Raw genomic sequence first — 16,080 nt, forward strand, 5'->3', positions numbered from 1 at the left:
CATGTTACCGGGACCAATCTTGATTGTCGATGATGAACCGAGCAACCTTGCGGTGCTCAAGCAAATCCTGGGCGACACTTATACGCTGGTGTTTGCACGCAATGGCGCCGACGGCCTGGCTGCCGCACGCAAGCACCGTCCCACGCTGGTCCTGCTTGACGTGCAAATGCCGGGCATGGATGGCTATTCCGTTTGCCGGTCGCTGAAAAACGATCCGCTTACAGAAAACACGCCGGTGATCTTTGTGTCGTCGATGGGTGAAGTGGGCGACGAAGCAGCCGGCTTTGCCTGCGGCGCGGTCGACTACCTGACCAAGCCCGTTTCGCCCGCCATCGTGCATGCGCGGGTGCGCACCCACCTGTCGCTGGTGCGCGCCGCCGCGCTGGAACTGGAGCAGGCCAAGACGGCGCGCCTGAGCCGCATCCATGCTGTGCTGAGCGGCACCAACAGCGCCATCGTGCGCATCCGCCAGCCGCAGCCGCTGCTACAGGAAGCATGCCGCATTGCCGTCGCCCACGGCGGCTTCGGTCTTGCATGGATCGGCATGGCGGGGGCCGATGGCCAGATTTCCATCGCCGCCACGGAAGGCGCCGATGCCGGACAGGCGGACTTGCAGCAATCCGCAGCGGAAGTGATCCGCCATATCCTGAAAAGCGGCGCCACCGTCGTATGCAACGACGTGCGCAGCGGCGGCGCCTTTCCCCACAGCTGCGCAGATGCGCTGGCGCGGGGCTTCGAATCCATGGTGGGCTTGCCGCTGCATTCGCCGCGCGGCGTGATTGGCGCCATGCTGCTGTATGCGCAGGCTGCCGGCAGTTTCGACGAGGAAGAAATGAAATTGCTGGGCGAACTGGCCGGCGACATCGTGTTCGCGCAAGACGCCATTGCCAACGAACAGCGCGCCAATTACCTGTCGTACTACGATGCGCTGACGGGCTTGCCGAACATGGGACTGTTCCTGGACCGGCTGGAACAAATCGAGCAAAACGCTTTCCACAGCGGCGGCGGCGCGTTTGTCATCGTGCTGAACCTGGAACGTTTCAAGCAAGTCAATGACACGGTGGGGCGCCATGGCGGCGATGAAGTGCTGCGTGTGATTGCCGCGCGGCTGGGCGCGGACCTGGGCCGCCAGTGCACGGTGGCGCGCGTCGGCGCCGACAATTTCGCTGTCGCCGGCGAACGCGGCATCGATGAAAACGTCAATACGCTGTGCGCCACCTTGCTCAAGGTGGTGAATGAACCCATCACCGTGCATGGCACGACCGTGCAGCTGGCCGCGCGCCTTGGCGTGTCCGTCTATCCGGCCGACGCCAGCGATTCGGAATCGCTGTTTAAGAATGCCGAAGCGGCGCTCAAGCAGACCAAGGCGGTATTGGCCCGCTTCCAATACTATTCACAGGAATTGAATGAGCGGCTGGCGCAAAAGGCGGAGCTGGAACGCTTGTTGAAAGAAGCCGTCGACATGGGCCAGTTCACCATGTTTTACCAGCCCAAAGTGGATTTGCGCACCGGGCAGATCGGCGGCGCGGAAGCGCTGATCCGCTGGCAGCACCCAGTCATGGGTACCGTGTCGCCGGACCGCTTCATTCCACTGGCGGAAGAAACCGGCATGGTCGTTCCCATCGGCGACTGGGTTATTCAGGCCGTTTGCGCACAGCAGGCGCAATGGCAGCGCGAAGGCCAGCGCATTGTTCCCATCGCGGTGAATTTATCTGCCCTGCAATTCAGGGAAAGCAATGTCCTGCAAACCATTTCCGGTGCATTGGAGCAGCATGGCCTCGATCCCCGCTGGCTGGAAGTGGAATTGACGGAATCGCTGGTGATGCACGACCCCGAGGCGGCGCAGCAAACCATGCGCCAGTTCGGCGAACTGGGATTGCGCATTTCACTCGATGATTTCGGCACCGGCTATTCGTCGCTGGCTTACCTGAAGCGCTTCCCCTTCCATTACGTGAAAATCGACCGCGCGTTTGTGACGGAACTCACCAACAACCCGGACGATGCCGCCATCGCCACCGCGATTATCGCAATGGCGCACAGCCTGCGCATGAGCGTCATTGCGGAAGGCGTTGAAACGGAAGCGCAAATGCAATTTCTCCGTTCGCGCCATTGCGATTACCTGCAAGGGTTTTACTTCAGCCGCCCCGTACCGGCGGAAAAATTCAATAAAATGGTCCAGGATGGCAATCAGCTGGCCCTGTCCAGCGACTTGTCGCGGCCTCCACACACGCTGCTGGTCATCGATGACGATGAAACATTCCAGTCCGGCATGCAGCGCACCTTGCGTGGTGAAGGCTACCGTATCCTGTGCGCCACGTCCGCCGTGCAAGCCATGGAGCTGCTGGCGCTGCATCCGGTCCAGGTTATCGTATTCAACCAGTTAGGCAAAGGCTTTGACCGCAAGTCAGCCCTCAGCGCCGCCGCCCGCATGTATCCGGACACCATGCGGATTGTCCTCAGCGGCCAAGGCGAGCTGCATGCCGTGCTGGAAGCCGTCAACCGGGGCGAAATCTACCGCTTCCTGACCCAGCCCTGGGACGAAGACATCCTCAAACTCACCATCAGGGAAGCGTTCCAGCGCTACAAGCCAGTGGAAGCCAGCTGAATGTAGAATGGCCGCGTGCGCTACCGCGTGCATCCGACTAACCAACTTGCCACCGCATGCCTAACTTTATCCGCCTCGCACCCGTCGCCCTATCCGTGACCCTTGCCGCTGCTGCCCATGCAGCTGCACCACAACCACTGTCACCCCCGGCACAACCCAAGCTGGTTGTCGTGATGGTGGTCGATGGTTTACCGAATGAACAAGTCTTGCGCTACCGTAGCCAGTTCGGCGCGGGCGGTTTCCGCCGGCTGATGGAACAAGGCGCGTATTTCCAAAATGCGCACCAGGCCCATGGCGTAACGGTAACGGCAGTCGGCCACGCGACCGTGTTGACGGGCGCCTACCCGTACATGCATGGCATCGTCGGCAATAACTGGATCGCAGCGGGCACGAAGGAAAGCATGTATTGCACGGAAGACCGCGAACACACGTACCTGGGCGTGAAGACGCAGCCATCGGACGGCACATCGCCCCGCAACCTGCGCGTCAATACCATGGGCGATGAACTGCGCTACAGCAATGGCAACCAGTCGAAAGTCGTGACAGTCTCCGGCAAGGACCGTGGCGCCATCCTGCTGGCAGGCAAAACCGGCACGGCGTATATGTATGCGGACGACACGGGCCAGTTCATGACGTCGACGTATTACATGAAGTCGTATCCGCAGTGGGTCACCCGTTTCAATGAGGCGAAACCCGCCGACCAGTTTTACGGCAAGAGCTGGACGCCGCTGTTGCCGGCAGCGGCCTATGAGCACGATGCGGATGACGATCTGGTTGCGCCGCGCGCAACCGGTGAAGAACGCAACCGCTTCCCGTTCGCGATGGCCAGCGATTCCGGCCAGCTCGATTCCAAATACTACAACCGCCTGCGTTCGTCGCCCTTCCTCGACAAGCTGACCCTGGACTTTGCCCGCGCCGCGATAGCCGGTGAAAACCTGGGCAAGAATCCGGCCGGCGTGCCGGACGTGCTGGGCATCAGCCTGTCCAGCCACGATTACATCAACCACGCGTATGGCCCGGAAAGCCGCGCATCGCATGACCACTTGCAGCAGCTGGACCGCTTGCTGGCATCGTTCTTTACCGACCTGGATAAATCGGTTGGCCTGGACAATGCCATCGTCGTGCTGACAGCCGATCACGGCTTCCCGAACACGCCAGAGTTTTACCAGTCGCGCCAATTCGATGCGGGCCGCGTGGATGGCAAAAAACTGGTGGCCGATCTCAACGCGCACCTGGCCGCGACGTACAAGCTGGTCAAGCCTGTCACGGCTTACCTGCTGCCGAATATCCACCTCGACTATGAACAGATTGCGCAGGCCGGCTTGAAGCGCGAAGACGTGGAGCAGGCTGCCGTGCGCTGGCTGGCCAAGCAGCCCGGCATTGCCGACGCTTATGGCCGCACGCAACTGGAAAACGGGGCCGTGCCACGCACCCGCATCGGCACCCTGATGCAGCGCGCATGGAACCGCGACAATTCCGGCGACGTGATGCTGGTCATGAAGCCGTACTGGATCATCGGCGGCGGCAAGAGCGGCACCACGCATGGCGCGCCATATGCGTATGACACCAACGTGCCGCTGTTCATGATGGGCAAGCGCTGGATCAAGCCTGGTCCAAGCGGCGCTTACACGGAAGTGCAGGATATTGCGCCGACGCTGTCGTACCTGCTGGGCGTGCGTCCACCTGCCGGCGCGGAAGGCCGTGTATTGGCTGAATTCCTGCAGAAATAACACAGGCAAAAAAACGGCAGCCCCCTCTGACAAGGGCTGCCGCGAAAGAAGCGCGCCATGGGGAACGCGCCCCGGGAACGCTTTACAATTAATTCAGGTGCACCGCGATTTGCGGCAGCAAGTCATCGAACGTGCGGCCAGTGCCGTTTTCACCAATCGCATGCATCTTCCATTCGCCGTTATGGCGGTACAGCTTGGCCATGATTTGCGCCGAATGGTTGCCTTGCACGGAAAGGTTGAAACGGGCCACTTCCTTGCCATCGGCCGCGTTGATCAGGCGGCAGTAGGCGTTTTCCACTTGGGCGAAGCTCTGGCCCGTAAAACTGTTGACGGTGAAAACAATGCTCTTCACGTCGGCCGGCACTTGCGACAGCGCTACGCTGATTTGTTCATCATCGCCATCGCCGGCGCCGGTACGGTTGTCGCCCGAGTGATTGACGCTACCGTCGCGGCTTTTCAGCTGGCGGAACCATACGACGTCCAGCGGACGGTTATTGGTATCGAACAGCACGCACGACGCATCGAGGTCGATGTCCGCGCGGCTGCCGCCGAAGCCAAAGAAACCCTTGGACTTCACGGCATCCCAGCCCAGGCCCATCACCACGCGCGACAGCGCACTGCCCGCTTCCTTGTCCAGAGAAATCTTCTGGCCCTTTTGCAAATTGACTGACATAGCGTTACCTCTTACGAACGTTGGGGGCCGCGCACCCAGGCCAGGAAGCCATTGCGGTTGCGCGAGCACACCAGGATTTTTCCGTGGCCCGAAAAGCGCAGCACCATCCCTTCGCCACTGGTCACACTGTTGACCAGATTGCCGAAGAAACCGCTGCTGCGGTTGGTCGTCACCGACATTTCATAATGGAGGCTGCTGTCCCAGCACACCACGTGCGAATTGTCGATGATGACGTCCTTGCCCGGTTCTACTTCCAGTTGCGACATCGAACCAAAGCCCGACACCACCACCTGGCCGCTGCCCGACGTTTCCGTGATAAAGAAACCGCCGGACTGGGCGAACAGCGCGTTGCCCAGGCTCTGCGTGCGGACATTCAATTGCACGCTGGAGTTGGCTGCGACAAACGCGCCGTCGCTGATCATGTATTGACGCTGCCCCACGTCCACCACTTGCATCGCGCCGGGGAGGGTTGGCGACAGCAGGCAGTCGCCATCCCCCTTCACGGCTTCGATATGCTGCTGGAAGAACGATTCACCGTTGGCAAAGGTGCGCATCAACGCGCTGCCCAGCCCACCGCTCATGCGGCCTTTCAGCTCCAGGTTGGACTCCATCATCACCATGGCATCCGACTCGCAATAAATCTTTTCGCCGTGGCGCATCGATACGTGCAGGAAGGGATCGACATCCCCTGTAACGGTAAAGACTGGCATGATCTGTCCTCATCAGTGGATGCCCGGCCTGAAGGCCCGGCACCCAGGTTAATCAAACGTTCACGCCGAACGACGAAGCCAGGGGACCGAGGCCGCCTTTGTAGCCCTGGCCGACTGCGCGGAATTTCCAGTCGCTGCCATTGCGATACACTTCGCCAAAGACCAGCGACGTTTCCACGGAACCGTCTTCCGACAAGTCGAAGCGGGCGATTTCCTGGCCATTGGCCGCGTTCACGCAGCGTACGTAGGCTTTCTGTACCTGGCCGAAGTTCTGGCGGCGCGCTTCCGCTTCGTGGATCGTCACGCAGACGGAAATCTTGTCGATGTCAGCAGGGACTTTCGCCAGGTCCACAGTGACGGTTTCATCGTCGCCTTCGCCGGCGCCGGTGCGGTTGTCGCCCGAGTGGACGATGGAACCGTCAGCCGATTTCAAATTGTTGTAGAAGATGAAGTCATTGTCGCCGCGCACTTTGCCATCGGCTTTCAACAGGAAGGCCGAGCTGTCAATGTCAAACGCTGCGCCGTCGGTATTGCGGACATCCCAGCCCAGGCCCACGACCAGTTTCGACAGGCCGGGAGCTTCTTTGCTCAGGTTGACGTTACCGCCTTTTTGCAGACTGATTGCCATGATGTGTTACTCCTTAAGTTAAAACTCGTTAAGACTCAAATGTCTGAACACCTTGCTGCATACGCGGCGGGCCGGTGTTCAATGGGCACGCCGCGATTCTTTCTACCGGCTGCTTAAGCGGCAGCCAGCGCTTGTTTCTTGTACCGGATCGACGACCACAGCGATGCTCCGATAAAGGCCACGCCAATCAGGCCCGTGAAGATTTCCGGGATGTGGTACTTGATCGACAGCAGCATGATCACGGCCAGGATGCCGATGGCGTAGTGTGCGCCGTGCTCCAGGTACACAAACTCATCCAGCGTGCCTTTCTCCACCAGGAAGATCGTCAGCGAGCGGACAAACATTGCGCCTATCGCCAGGCCCAGCATGATGATCACGACATCGTTGGTGATGGCAAAGGCGCCAATCACACCGTCAAAACTGAACGACGCATCCAGCACTTCCAGGTACAGGAAACCACCGATACCGCCGCGCTTGACCATGTCGCCGACATTGGTGCCGCCTTCTTCTTCCGCTTCCAGCAAGCTGGACAAACCATCGACGGCCACGTAAATCAGCACGCCCCACAGGCCGGCAATCAGCACGATCAATTTCTGGCCTTCATCCACCATGCCCAGGCAAGCCAGCAGCGCGCCGATCGTGACCATGACGGAGACCGACGACATCTTGCCCAGCGAGCCCAGCTTCTTCTCGAAGTTGCCCAGCCAATGCGTTTCTTTTTCCTTATCCAGCAAGAAGTTCAAAAACACCAGCAGCAAGAACGCGCCGCCAAATGCCGCCACTTCCGCGTGGTGGTTCGTCAAGTGCATTGAATATGCTTTCGGGTCATTCAGCGCCAGGGTCCACACTTCGGCCAGGCTGATATCGGCCGCCACTGCAACGATCACCAGCGGGAATAGCAAGCGCATACCGAACACGGCGATGATGATGCCGACACCGAGGAATAACTTCTTCCAGAACGCATCCCACGTTTTCAACACGGATGCATTGACCACCGCGTTATCGAACGACAGCGACACTTCCATCACGGCGAGAATCACCGCGATACCCAGCGCAGTCAGCGCACCGCCCCAGCCTGTGTGCTGGTATCCCCACCAGCCTGCAACTGCAAGGCAGATGAAGGAGACAATGAATGAAACTCTAAAATGTTTCACCGTTCTTTCCTTTCGTGTTGATCAATGTCAGGCAGTGTAAAGAAAACCTTCAAATTGAAAAATGGAAGATAATCGAAGGATTACTTCGGAAAACCAGAACCATGAAAACAGCAGGCATCAACTTCCGGCATCTTTACTTCTTCTGGGCAGTCGCCAAGGAAGGCAGCGTGACGCGCGCTGCCGAGCGCCTGGGACTGGCTATCCAGACGGTCAGCACACAGCTGGCCCTGCTCGACCAGTCGCTGGGCAAGGCCCTGCTAACTCAGCAGGGACGCCGCCTGGTGCCGACGGAAGCAGGCCGCGTGGCGCTGGATTACGCGGACCAGATTTTCCAGCTGGAAGACCAGTTGCAGCAGGCGCTGTCGGACGTCGATGCGGGACGCATGCGCTTGACGGTGGGCATTTCCGATTCGCTGCCCAAGCTGGTGGCTTACCGCCTGCTGGCGTTAACGCAAGAGTTGGAAAAGCCCGTCAAGCTGATCTGCATGGAAGATGAATACGACGCGCTGCTGGCGGACCTGGCGCTGAATAAACTCGATGTCGTGCTGACGGACCGGGCCGTGCGCGCCACGCCCAGCTTGCGCGTGTTCAGCCATTTGTTGATGGAAAGCCAGATGCAACTGTATGGCGAAAGAAAGCTGGCAAAGCGCTACCGCCGCAACTTCCCGCACAGCTTGCATGGCGCGCCGTTGCTGATGCCAACCCGGAACAATGCTTTACGGGGGCGCATCGATGCGTGGTTCGTGCAGCATGGCGTGCGGCCGGACGTGGTGGGGGAATTTGAAGACAACGCGATGCTGAACACATTTGGCCGCAATGGCATGGGCCTGTTTTTCGCGCCTGCCGTGCTGGCGCACGACATGCATGAACAATTCCACGTGGACCTCGTGGGCCAGGCGCCGGAATTGCGCGAACAGTTTTACGCGATTTCAAATGAACGCAAGATCAAGCACCCGGCAGTGGAAGCGATCCTGGCGTCGCTGCAGGCGATGACGTGATTTATTGCTGGCGGTAGCGCCGGGCAATGGCTTCCATGCCCGCCAGTGCGTAGGCCAGCAAATCTTCCAGCAACACATCCGCATCCGACGCAATGGCCGGCAGCACACCAGTGCGCAATTCACGCGGCGCCACCAGCATGGCCAGGCACGGCGACATCATGAAAAACAGCGCCCGCTGCACACCCGGGTGCGTGGCCGGCAAGCCCAGGATGTCGCTGGCAATCCCCAGCAATATTTTTGCCTTCGGCGCAATCGCCTTGTGCACCAGCACAGGCGCATGTTCGGTCGGCGACAGCAATTCCCGCATGACGACCCTGCTGCCCCAGTGTGCGCGGGGGCCCGTCACATGGTCAACGATACGCGCCAGCACGGCCCGCAACTTGTCGCGCGGGTCGCCTGCCGCCTGGGCAATCGCCAGCATGGCTTCCGGCTGCAGCAAATGGTGGTGCGCTTCCACCAGCACTGCTTCATATAGCTCGCCTCGGCTGCCAAAGTGGTAATTTACGGAAGCCATGTTCACTTCCGCGCGGGCGCAAATTTCCTTGCTGGTGGCGTCGGCAAAACCGCGTTCGGCAAATACCTGGCCGGCAATATCGAGGATGTGCTGGCGCGTGGCGTCGCCGTCTGAACGGGCGGCACGGCGGGGAGCGGCGGTTGGCTTGGTGGGTACTGTCGTCATGGCGCCCATTGTAGGACACGGCACGGATTTCGAAGAAATTTAAATTCAAATTTAAATTTGATGTAGAATGGTTTCAGCTGCTGAACTTCGAAGGAGCATCATGAACAAGAAACCCGTCATTGCCGCGGCTGTCCTGCTGCTGGCTGCCGCCAACTGGGCCGCCTGGCACTTCACCCGTCCCGCGCCCGGCAGCGGGCCGCTGGTTTTATACGGCAATGTCGATGTGCGGCAGGTATCACTGGCCTTCAATGGCAGCGAACGCATCGCCAGCCTGGCGGTGCAGGAAGGCGACCATGTGCAGGCGGGCCAGGTGCTGGGGCAGCTCGACACGAAAACCTTGGAATTAAAACTGCAGCAAGCCCGCGCGCAATCGGAAGCCCGGTTGCAGGCGCTGCACCGCCTGCAGGCGGGCAGCCGCCCGGAAGAAATAGAGCAGGCACGGGCGCAGACAGCCGCCGTACTGGCGGAAGCGCAATTCGCGCAGCAGCAACTGAACCGCCTGACATCACTGCAACGGCAAATGGCGGGCGCCGTCAGCCAGCAGGATATCGACAATGCCGCAGCACGCCGCAAAGCCACGCTGGCGCAGGTGGAGGGTGCGCGCAAAGCGCAGGAACTGGTGCAAAGCGGCCCTCGCAAGGAAGACATCGCGCAGGCGCAGGCGCAAGTGGACGCCGCACGGGCCGACATCGCACTTTTGGAACACCAGCTGGCTGAAAGCACCTTGTTGTCGCCACAGGCAGGCGTGGTGCGGGCCCGCTTGATGGAAGCGGGCGATATGGCGTCGCCGCAGCGCCCAGTCTATACGCTGGCCATTACCGATCCCAAGTGGGTGCGCGCTTATGTCAGCGAACCGGATCTTGCGTGGGTCAAGCCCGGCGTGGCTGCCACCATTGCCATCGACAGCCAGCCAGGCAAAGCCATTGCGGGGCGGGTGGGCTATGTGTCGTCCGTGGCGGAATTCACGCCGAAGACCGTGCAAACGGAAGAATTGCGCACGTCGCTCGTGTATGAAGTGCGGGTGCTGGCGGAAGACAAGGAAGACTGGCTACGGCTGGGCATGCCCGCGACCGTGCGGCTGGCCCGCGGCGGCGCTGCCGCGCCAACGCCGCGTGTGCCTTCGGCCGTAACGCATGCCGATGCCGGCAGAAGCACGGCACAGCCATCCGCTGGCGCGGCAAGCCGCTAAACTGCGCCGCGCAACCTGCCATGGCTACCCTGCCCGCCCTGCAAGGCGACAATCTGCATAAGGCGTTCGATCCCCGGCACGGCGGTCCCATCGCGCACGCATTGCGCGGCGTCTCGCTGTCCGTTGCGCCAGGCGCGCTGACTGCCCTCGTCGGCCCGGATGGCGCGGGCAAGACCACGCTGCTGCGCATGGCGGCTGGCTTGCTGACGCCGGACCAGGGCACACTGGCCGTGCTGGGTATCGATGCCGCCAAAGACCCGCAACAGATCCAGGAACGCATCGGCTACATGCCGCAGCGTTTTGGCCTGTATGAAGATTTGAGCGTGCAGGAAAACCTGGACCTGTATGCCGACTTGCACGGCGTGCCACCCGATGCGCGGCGCGAACGCTATGCGCAATTGCTGCACATGACGGATTTGCAGCGCTTTACGGATCGTCCCGCCGGCAAGCTGTCGGGCGGCATGAAGCAAAAGCTGGGACTGGCCTGCACGCTGGTGCGGGCGCCGGAATTGCTGCTGCTCGACGAACCGACTGTCGGCGTCGATCCGCTGTCGCGGCGCGAACTGTGGGACATCGTGCAGCAATTGGTCGATACGCAGGGATTGACGGTGCTGGTCAGCACATCGTATATGGATGAAGCGGAACGCTGTGCACACGTGTGCGTGCTGCACGAAGGGCAAGTGCTGGCCAGCGGCGAACCCGGACAATTGCGCGCCAGGGCGGACGGCCTGTGCCACGTTGCCACGCCTGCAGAAGGCTGCCCTGCCCGCACGTTGCAGGCACGCCTGCTCGACGCGCGCAGTCTGGTAGCCGATGCCGTGCCGGAAGGCGGCAAGGTGCGCTACATGCTGCGGCCCGGCGTGGCGCAGGACGCGCTGGCGGCGCTGCTCGATGGCGCGCAGACAGCGCCCGTACCGGCGCGGCTGGAAGACGGGTTCATGCTGATTCTGCGGGGCATGGCGTCACATGGCGGCACGGCGGCTGCACCGCACGCTGATGGCGACCCGGCGGGATCCGTGCCTGAAACCATGCACGGGCAAGCGCAGAAGCCTGCCACGCAGCCGGCGCTGCCACCTGCCACGTTGAACGGGCCTGCCGATGCAGCTGCATCACAGCCAGCATCCGTGCCATTGACCGCACCTGCCGCCGCGCCGCACGCCAGCTGGCTTTCCCGCCTGGCGCGCCTGGCCGGGCTACGTTCCGGTTCCACGGCGACGGCAGACAGCCAGGCTCCCGCGGGCAGCAACGCCCCCATCATCGAAGTGCGCGACCTGGTCCGAAAATTCGGCAACTTCACCGCCGTTGCCAGCACCACCTTCGACGTGCGGCGAGGTGAAATCTTTGGACTGCTGGGCCCCAATGGCGCAGGCAAAACCACGACTTTCCGCATGCTGTGCGGCCTGCTGCCAGCGACCAGCGGCACATTGAAAGTCGCAGGCGTCAATTTGCGCCACGCCCGCGCCGAAGCGCGACGCAAGGTGGGCTACGTGTCGCAGAAATTTTCCCTGTATGGCAACCTGACCGTGGCGGAAAACTTGCGCTTCTTTGGCGGCGCGTATGGCTTGACAGGCAGCCAGCTGCGCGAACGCACGCAAACCATGCTGAACCATTTCCAGCTGACCGGCCACGAAGATGCACCGAGCGGCCAGCTGCCGGGCGGCTTCAAGCAGCGGCTGGCCATGGCAGTGGGCTTGCTGCATGCGCCAGACATCCTGTTCCTCGACGAACCCACCAGCGGCGCCGATCCGCTGGCGCGGCGCGATTTCTGGCGCCGCATCACGGCGCTGGCAGCCAGCGGCGTCACCATCATCATCACCACGCACTTCATGGAAGAAGCGGAGTATTGCGACCGCATCGTGATTCAGGACGCGGGCCGCCTGCTGGCACTGGGAACGCCCCGCGACGTGCGCGCACAGGCAGGCCATGCGGAAGGCATGGAACAGGCATTCATTGCCATCGTCGAGAAAAACCGGCAACGGAGCCAATCATGAGCGCCGCAGCGATGAACCGTTTAATTGCGCTGGTACGCAAAGAATTCCGCCAGTTGCTGCGTGATGCCAGCAACCTGGCCATCGGTATCGCACTGCCCATCGCGCTGATCCTGATTTTTGGTTATGGCTTGTCGCTGGACGTCAGGCATGCGCCCGTCGCCATCGTCATGGAAGACCCGTCCCCCACCGCGCACGACGCCATCGCCGGCCTGCTGCTATCCGACGCCTTCGATCCCATCGTGCTGGCATCCATGCATGATGCGGAAACCTTGATGCGCGGCCGCAAGGTCGACGCTGTCGTGCGCATCCCCGTGGACTTCTCGCGCCGCAAGGCAGCCGGCGACGCCCGCATCCAGTTGCTGCTGCATGGCGCGGACGCCAACCGCGCCGGCATCATTTCCCGCTACGTCAATGGCGCGCTGTCGCAACCCCGGCAGGCGGACCGGCTGGGCGCAAAAGTGCCGCCAAACGGCATTGGCATGGCCGTCATCGAACAGCGCATGTGGTTCAATGCGGCCAATACCAGCACGTGGTATCTGGTGCCTGGCTTGATTGTGCTGGTGATGACGCTGGTCGGCGCGTTCCTCACTGCCCTGGTGATGGCGCGCGAATGGGAACGGGGCACGCTGGAAGCGCTGTTCGTCACGCCCGTGCGGCCGGAGGAAATCCTGCTGGCGAAAATCATCCCGTATTTCATCGTGGGCATGCTGGGCCTGATCCTATGCCTGTGCGCCGCGCGCCTGCTGTTTGACGTGCCGCTGCAAGGCTCGCTGGCTATCCTGCTACTGAGCTCGATACTGTACCTGTTTGTCGCCGTGGGCATGGGCCTGGTGATTTCATCCGTCACGCGCAACCAGTTCCTGGCCAGCCAAGTGGCGCTGCTATCGAGTTTCATGCCATCGCTGATGCTGTCCGGCTTCCTGTTTGATTTGCGCAGCGTCCCCACGGTTATCCGCACAGTCGGCAACGTGCTGCCTGCCACGTATTTCATGGAGTTGATCAAAACACTGTTCCTGGCGGGGAACGTGTGGCCCGTGATTGCCCGTAATTGCGGGGTGCTGGCGTTATATGCCGTCGTGCTGCTGTGCGTTGCGCGTTTCGTCACGCGCAAGAAGCTTGATTGAAGGAGTCCATATGGGAACGTTGATTGCACTGCTGCGCCGCATCGCCAACATGTGTCACAAGGAATTCCTCGCCGTGATGAAAGACCCGGCGACCCGCGCGATTTTAATCGTGCCGGCGCTGGTGCAAAGCATGTTGTTCGGCTACGCGGCCACGTTTGATCTGGTGGATGCACCGTATGTGCTGGTCGACCAGGACCGCGGGGCTGCCGCCCGCGACTTCGTGGCCAGCCTGGAAGGGGGCGGCATGTTCCGCCGCGTGGCCACGCTGGCGGGGCCGCAAGATATCGCACGCCTGATTGAAACCCACGCAGCCATGGCCGCCATCGTCATTGCACCGGATTTTGAACGGCGGCTGCAGGCTGGCGCGGCGTCGCCTATCCAGCTGATACTGGACGGCCGCAATTCCAATACGGCCGGCGCCGCAGCGGGCCACGTGGCAGCCGTCACGGCGGCCTTCAACCGCCAGTGGCTGGAACAGCATGGCGGCCAGGCGCAGAATCTGCCGCCCGCCATCGAGACGCGTGCGTGGTACAACCCCAACCTGCAAACGCGGTGGAATATTTTGCCGGGCCTGATCGCAGGGCTGTCGATGCTGCAAACCCTGCTGCTGTCGGCGCTATCCGTGGCGCGTGAGCGGGAACAAGGCAGTTTTGACCAATTGCTGGTGACGCCGATGTCGCCGCTGGAAATCATGGCAGGCAAGGCGCTGGCGCCCGTGCTGATCGGCCTTGCGCAATCAACGATTATCTTGCTGGTGACGCTGCTGTGGTTCGGCGTACCGATGGCGGGATCCCCCCTCACACTGTATGCAGGACTGGCGCTGTTCACGGTGGCCAGCGTCGGCATCGGCCTGTCGATTTCTGCCGTGTCGCTGAACATGCAGCAGGCGATGCTGTACACCTTTGTGCTGATCATGCCCATGATGCTGCTGTCTGGCCTGACGACGCCGATCCGCAATATGCCGGAGTTGATGCAGACGCTGACCTTGGCCAATCCGCTGCGCTTTGCCATCGACCTGGTACAGCGCGTCTATCTGGAAGGCGTGGGATTACGCGTCGTGGCCGGTGATTTGCTGCCGCTGGCCATCATTGCCGCCATCACGCTGCCGCTGGCGGCATGGCTGTTCCGCAACCGGCTGGCGTGAAGAGTTGTTACGACATTTGCAACAATATTGCATTTTTGCGGCTGGATCATGGCGAGTCGGATAAGATAGCGTTTTCAACTCCGGTCGCGTAATGCGATTCATATGGTTAATCTATTGCTCGTTCTGCTCGCCCTGTTTCTGGTCGCGCTGAACGGTTTCTTTGTTGCAGCTGAATTCGGTATTGTTACTCTGCGCCGCACCCGCGTGCGCGCCATCGCAAAAACACAAGGCCTGCGCGGCCGCATCCTGGCCACGGTGCACGGCGAACTCGACGCCTACCTGTCGGCCTGCCAATTAGGTATTACGCTCGCATCGCTGGGCCTGGGCTGGGTCGGCGAACCTGCATTTGCTTCGCTGCTGGAGCCGCTGTTCCATGTACTGGGCGTGACGTCACCGCAAATTGTCCATGGCATTTCATTTGTCTTCGCCTTCGTGACCATTTCATTCCTGCACATCGTCGTGGGTGAACTGGCGCCTAAATCGCTGGCTATCCGCATGCCGGAAGCCATCGGCCTGTGGAGCGCGATTCCCCTGTACGGTTTTTACTGGGCCATGTATCCGGCCATCTGGCTATTGAACCAGAGCGCCAACATGGTGCTGAAAGTCGCGGGCCTGTCTGGCGCGGGCGGCCATGGCGACTCGCACTATTCGACCGACGAATTGAAAATGATCCTGCGCACCAGCCAGCCGGGTGAAAAATTCAACAAGGATGAACGCAATATCCTGGCGCACACGCTGGAGTTTTCTCAAATGTCCGTGTCGGACTTGATGCGCCCGATTCATGAAGTGATCGCGCTGCATGCGTCGAAGCCGCTGGAAGAAAACCTGCAAACCGTGGTGCGCAACCGTTTTTCACGCTACCCGTATTTCGACGAAGATGGCGAAACCGTGCTGGGCATGGTGCACTTGAAGGACCTGTTTTTTGCCGAGCAGTCGGGCAAGGACTTGACGTCGCTGACACCGTTCCTGCGGCCGGTGGAAACGTATTCTGCGCGCACGCCGGCGCTGGAACTGTTCCGCCGCTTGAAGGAAGGCGCGCCGCACTTTGCGCTGATTGGTGAAAAGGGCAAGCGCCCGGTGGGCTTCCTCACCTTGGATAACTTGCTGGGCGCGATGGTCGGTGAAATCCACGACGAATTCCGGCTCAATGAAAACGACTGGCTGAAGCAGGAAGACGGTGCACTGGTGGGGAAAGCCAGTTTGCCTATCGTGTCGCTGGAACGCGCACTGGGCCTCGACATTGAAAATGAAGAGATGGGCTTGCAGGACATCGAATCGGTGGGCGGCCTGGTCATGCTGAAGCTGGGCGATATCCCGAAACAGGGCCAGCGCGTGGAATTCAATGGCTTCGATATCGTCGTCAAGAAAATGAATGGCCCGCGCATCTTGCTGGTGAAAGTGATTCCCCGCCAGCCGCGGCACAGCGAGTCCGACGAACAAGATTAAACCGCGTGC

The 16,080-nt window shown here is 61.0% G+C and carries 13 protein-coding genes; 8 read left to right on the forward strand and 5 right to left on the reverse strand.

Annotated elements, in window-relative coordinates; translation table 11 throughout:
- Nucleotide 1: 1 nt before the first annotated feature.
- Together GM668_RS07385 and GM668_RS07390 are read left to right on the forward strand one after the other, a co-directional pair.
- Nucleotides 2-2,605 carry an EAL domain-containing protein gene (locus GM668_RS07385; protein WP_155438302.1) on the forward strand — a complete coding sequence of 868 codons (2,604 nt, stop codon included), beginning with the start codon at nt 2-4 and terminating at the stop codon, nt 2,603-2,605.
- Between the two features lie 56 nt (nt 2,606-2,661).
- Nucleotides 2,662-4,335: an alkaline phosphatase family protein gene (locus GM668_RS07390; RefSeq protein WP_155438303.1), complete on the forward strand. Its 1,674-nt coding sequence runs from the start codon at nt 2,662-2,664 to the stop codon at nt 4,333-4,335.
- An 88-nt stretch (nt 4,336-4,423) separates the two neighbouring features.
- Here the strand turns inward: GM668_RS07390 and GM668_RS07395 are convergent, their stop codons facing one another.
- The 4 genes from GM668_RS07395 to GM668_RS07410 form a co-directional block, all read right to left on the reverse strand.
- Nucleotides 4,424-5,008, reverse strand: coding sequence for a TerD family protein (locus tag GM668_RS07395; RefSeq protein WP_155438304.1), 585 nt, complete (start codon nt 5,006-5,008; stop codon nt 4,424-4,426).
- Between the two features lie 11 nt (nt 5,009-5,019).
- The gene (locus GM668_RS07400) at nt 5,020-5,718 is read right to left on the reverse strand and encodes a TIGR00266 family protein (RefSeq protein ID WP_155438305.1); all 699 of its coding nucleotides are present in this window, start codon (nt 5,716-5,718) and stop codon (nt 5,020-5,022) included.
- Nucleotides 5,719-5,770: 52 nt separating this feature from the next.
- Nucleotides 5,771-6,346, reverse strand: a complete 576-nt coding sequence (locus GM668_RS07405; RefSeq protein ID WP_155438306.1) for a TerD family protein — start codon at nt 6,344-6,346, stop codon at nt 5,771-5,773.
- A 113-nt stretch (nt 6,347-6,459) separates the two neighbouring features.
- Complete coding sequence (locus GM668_RS07410) at nt 6,460-7,500, reverse strand: DUF475 domain-containing protein (RefSeq protein ID WP_170305537.1); 1,041 nt, start codon at nt 7,498-7,500, stop codon at nt 6,460-6,462.
- 101 nt (nt 7,501-7,601) lie between these two features.
- Here GM668_RS07410 and nhaR point away from each other — a divergent pair, with 101 nt between their 5' ends.
- On the forward strand, nt 7,602-8,498 hold the full coding sequence (gene nhaR, locus GM668_RS07415; RefSeq protein ID WP_155438307.1) for a transcriptional activator NhaR: 897 nt from the start codon (nt 7,602-7,604) through the stop codon (nt 8,496-8,498).
- Between the two features lies 1 nt (nt 8,499).
- Here nhaR and GM668_RS07420 read toward each other — a convergent pair whose 3' ends face one another.
- Nucleotides 8,500-9,177, reverse strand: coding sequence for a TetR/AcrR family transcriptional regulator (locus tag GM668_RS07420; RefSeq protein WP_155438308.1), 678 nt, complete (start codon nt 9,175-9,177; stop codon nt 8,500-8,502).
- A gap of 100 nt (nt 9,178-9,277) precedes the next feature.
- Here GM668_RS07420 and GM668_RS07425 point away from each other — a divergent pair, with 100 nt between their 5' ends.
- From GM668_RS07425 to GM668_RS07445, 5 genes are all read left to right on the forward strand, one after another.
- A complete protein-coding gene (locus GM668_RS07425) occupies nt 9,278-10,366 on the forward strand; it encodes an HlyD family secretion protein (protein WP_155438309.1) in 1,089 nt (362 codons plus the stop codon).
- A 20-nt stretch (nt 10,367-10,386) separates the two neighbouring features.
- Entirely contained in the window at nt 10,387-12,357 is a 1,971-nt protein-coding gene (locus GM668_RS07430) for an ATP-binding cassette domain-containing protein (protein ID WP_155438310.1), read from the forward strand.
- Nucleotides 12,354-13,481 (forward strand): ABC transporter permease, encoded by a 1,128-nt coding sequence (locus GM668_RS07435; protein ID WP_229499023.1) that lies wholly within the window; start codon nt 12,354-12,356, stop codon nt 13,479-13,481. The genes GM668_RS07430 and GM668_RS07435 overlap by 4 nt, the downstream gene beginning before the upstream one ends.
- Nucleotides 13,482-13,500: 19 nt before the next feature.
- Nucleotides 13,501-14,625 (forward strand): ABC transporter permease, encoded by a 1,125-nt coding sequence (locus GM668_RS07440; RefSeq protein WP_170305552.1) that lies wholly within the window; start codon nt 13,501-13,503, stop codon nt 14,623-14,625.
- 102 nt (nt 14,626-14,727) lie between these two features.
- Nucleotides 14,728-16,071, forward strand: coding sequence for a hemolysin family protein (locus GM668_RS07445; RefSeq protein ID WP_155438312.1), 1,344 nt, complete (start codon nt 14,728-14,730; stop codon nt 16,069-16,071).
- Nucleotides 16,072-16,080 lie beyond the last annotated feature (9 nt).

It is taken from the genome of Pseudoduganella ginsengisoli (assembly GCF_009720865.1).
Taxonomy (GTDB): Bacteria; Pseudomonadota; Gammaproteobacteria; order Burkholderiales; family Burkholderiaceae_D; genus Rugamonas; species Rugamonas ginsengisoli.

Bases quoted from the DNA above. Each gene is read 5' to 3' on its own strand.
- GM668_RS07395 (WP_155438304.1), bottom strand. From the start codon at position 5,008: ATGTCAGTCAATTTGCAAAAGGGCCAGAAGATTTCTCTGGACAAGGAA.
- GM668_RS07400 (WP_155438305.1), bottom strand. From the start codon at position 5,718: ATGCCAGTCTTTACCGTTACAGGGGATGTCGATCCCTTCCTGCACGTA.
- GM668_RS07425 (WP_155438309.1), top strand. From the start codon at position 9,278: ATGAACAAGAAACCCGTCATTGCCGCGGCTGTCCTGCTGCTGGCTGCC.
- nhaR (WP_155438307.1), top strand. From the start codon at position 7,602: ATGAAAACAGCAGGCATCAACTTCCGGCATCTTTACTTCTTCTGGGCA.
- GM668_RS07420 (WP_155438308.1), bottom strand. From the start codon at position 9,177: ATGACGACAGTACCCACCAAGCCAACCGCCGCTCCCCGCCGTGCCGCC.
- GM668_RS07405 (WP_155438306.1), bottom strand. From the start codon at position 6,346: ATGGCAATCAGTCTGCAAAAAGGCGGTAACGTCAACCTGAGCAAAGAA.
- GM668_RS07445 (WP_155438312.1), top strand. From the start codon at position 14,728: ATGGTTAATCTATTGCTCGTTCTGCTCGCCCTGTTTCTGGTCGCGCTG.
- GM668_RS07385 (WP_155438302.1), top strand. From the start codon at position 2: ATGTTACCGGGACCAATCTTGATTGTCGATGATGAACCGAGCAACCTT.
- GM668_RS07390 (WP_155438303.1), top strand. From the start codon at position 2,662: ATGCCTAACTTTATCCGCCTCGCACCCGTCGCCCTATCCGTGACCCTT.
- GM668_RS07435 (WP_229499023.1), top strand. From the start codon at position 12,354: ATGAGCGCCGCAGCGATGAACCGTTTAATTGCGCTGGTACGCAAAGAA.
- GM668_RS07430 (WP_155438310.1), top strand. From the start codon at position 10,387: ATGGCTACCCTGCCCGCCCTGCAAGGCGACAATCTGCATAAGGCGTTC.